Below are 2,284 nucleotides of genomic sequence, written 5' to 3' on the forward strand. Positions count from 1 at the left end.
TTAAAAAACCGGAAATAAAAACTTCTCTACCCCAAAGCCGCGGCGTGGCCTCCCGGCCTGCCGCGAGTGCGACTTTAAAGGGGACCGGCTGGCGGGGACGCCACGCATGGGAGCTAAAATTTTGCCGGGAAGACGGGAAGAAGGAGGGGTTTGCTGTTTCTCTACGAGCTTGAAAAATCAAAAGGATCTATTCGCACTCAATGAATCTTAAAAAAACCGGGAATAAAAACTTCACTTCCCCAAAGGCGTGGCCTCCCGGCCAGCCGCGAGTGCGACTTTAAAGGGGACCGGCTGGCGGGGACGCCACGCATGGGAGCTAAAATTTTGCCGGGAAGACGGGAAGAAGGAGGGGTATTGCTGTTTCTCTACGAGCTTGAAAAATCAAAAGGATCTATTCGCACTCAATGAATCTTAAAAAAACCGGAAATAAAAACTTCTCTACCCCAAAGGCGTGGCCTCCCGGCCTGCCGCGAGTGCGACTTTAAAGGGGACCGGCTGGCGGGGACGCCACGCATGGGAGCTAAAATTTTGCCGGGAAGACGGGAAGAAGGAGGGGTTATTTTTGCTTCTCCACAAGCTTGAAAAAATCGGATAGTTTGATGTCGAGGTAATCCGTCAATACCGACAAACTACTAATGGTCAGATTTCTTGTTCCACTTTCAACTCTGGCAATATGAATGCCGGTATCATTTCCAAAATCTGCTTGCAAAATACCTTTACTCTTACGCAATTCTTTCAGTGCGTTGCCAATTTTGCCAAGTAACTCATCGTTTTTTATCTGCGTCATAGTAGAACAAATAGACTAAAAATAAATTGTTAGAAAAAGGACTTTTGTGTCCTATTTTAATTTATCTTTATTGCATCAACTTTCCGTTCTGAAATCTGGTACATCTAAGCACAGGAAAGGCTAAAGTTCTTGCATGACGATGCGGGAACTTTATTTGTATTATTTGATGTACCGCTCACCATCAAATAACAAACAAATGAACATCTACCCGCAGCGGATCTGCACGCTCAAAGAAGCCTACGAAGCCATTCACGAATTTTTCAGCTGTTATCATTGCCCCGAAGCACGGGAAGAAGTAGCACAACTGTTTGAATGGGCATGCAAAGAAAAATACTATAAAGGAGCTCCCCCGGTCAATATTGTTTTTCTTGCACAGCAATTGCACCGGTTGTTTTCGGCAGCCGAAATAATCAGCTACAGCCTCGGAAGAAAATTTTCGGCGGTATTAACCCCGGAGGTTTGGCCCCAACCTCCGGGGTTTGCCCATGGATGCCCCTTCAGCAACGAAAAATCCGATTCATCATGGGAATGCTTTCCCCGGCACCTTACCGCTGAAGAATACCTGAACCCTTATTTTGCCCTGGAAAAAATCAACCACATCCCGCAGTGGGAGCAAGTGCTGCAGGAACTGATGGAAGCTGCGCTGAGTAAAGGGAGCATTGATGGGTGGTATTCTATCGGCGAAGTGATGCAATGGAAGGAGCGGATGATGGGAGTTGTAGAGGGAGGGTGGCTGGTGGAGGAGAGGATTGCTTAATTGTTTAATTGCGAAATAGCTGACCGAAAGAGTTTCCCGCTTGGCCAGCCGCGAATTCGACTTTAAAGGGGACCGGCTGGCGAGAGGCCAGGCCGTGGGCGTTGTGAGGATGGAAATGGGCGTCAACCACGGTGAAAGATATTATGTGTTAAAAAAAGTTGTGATTAAATTTTTATTGTATTATGAATAATTAATCTAACATTCACCTCGTTTTTAAATTGTTCCATTTGTTCTTGATGTCCATATTGAAATTTCGGAAATTTTTTATTTGATAAAAAGGCTCTTCGTTTTCTTATATCAGTTAAAATATTATTTGCTGCATATAATGAAATTGTATGCTTTAATTGATCAATTCCAGCACTAATCCAGCCACCGGTTCTAATTTCCTTTAACTCTACAAAAATAATATTATTTGTATATGTTAACATTCCATCACAACGACTATCTAAATCGCCGTTCGAACGTAAGATGGTTATGCAATTATCAATAGCTGTAAAAGTAATTTCAATGCTACTTTCATTTTCTACAATGGCAATCCATTTATTTCTATCAACTGTATCAATATAAGCACGAGTATTATTTTGGTCATCGCATAAGCCAAATAAAATTTCATTTGTCAAGTCTTGGCAAGCAGCCGCATAAAAATTTATGCTCATAATAATTCTTCGATTTCTAATATATCATCAAATAATTGATTAGTTTCCGCTAATGACTGGTTTAAATAGTTTTCATCAGATGGA

General features: G+C 42.6%; 3 protein-coding genes. 1 reads left to right on the forward strand and 2 read right to left on the reverse strand.

What is annotated here, in order from left to right; translation table 11 throughout:
* Positions 1–556 precede the first annotated feature (556 nt).
* Complete coding sequence (locus tag EGI32_RS15265) at positions 557–787, reverse strand: helix-turn-helix domain-containing protein (protein WP_255155390.1); 231 nt, start codon at positions 785–787, stop codon at positions 557–559.
* A gap of 196 nt (positions 788–983) precedes the next feature.
* Between EGI32_RS15265 and EGI32_RS15270 the strand changes: the two genes are divergently transcribed.
* Positions 984–1,544 (forward strand): hypothetical protein, encoded by a 561-nt coding sequence (locus EGI32_RS15270; RefSeq protein WP_255154147.1) that lies wholly within the window; start codon positions 984–986, stop codon positions 1,542–1,544.
* Positions 1,545–1,708: 164 nt separating this feature from the next.
* Here the strand turns inward: EGI32_RS15270 and EGI32_RS15275 are convergent, their stop codons facing one another.
* Positions 1,709–2,200, reverse strand: coding sequence for a hypothetical protein (locus EGI32_RS15275; RefSeq protein ID WP_255154148.1), 492 nt, complete (start codon positions 2,198–2,200; stop codon positions 1,709–1,711).
* Positions 2,201–2,284 lie beyond the last annotated feature (84 nt).

The sequence above is a fragment of the Ferruginibacter sp. HRS2-29 genome (genome assembly GCF_024343615.1).
Lineage (GTDB): Bacteria > Bacteroidota > Bacteroidia > Chitinophagales > Chitinophagaceae > Ferruginibacter.

Coding starts and splice junctions, on each gene's coding strand:
- EGI32_RS15265 (WP_255155390.1), bottom strand. CDS start 787: ATGACGCAGATAAAAAACGATGAGTTACTTGGCAAAATTGGCAACGCA.
- EGI32_RS15270 (WP_255154147.1), top strand. CDS start 984: ATGAACATCTACCCGCAGCGGATCTGCACGCTCAAAGAAGCCTACGAA.
- EGI32_RS15275 (WP_255154148.1), bottom strand. CDS start 2,200: ATGAGCATAAATTTTTATGCGGCTGCTTGCCAAGACTTGACAAATGAA.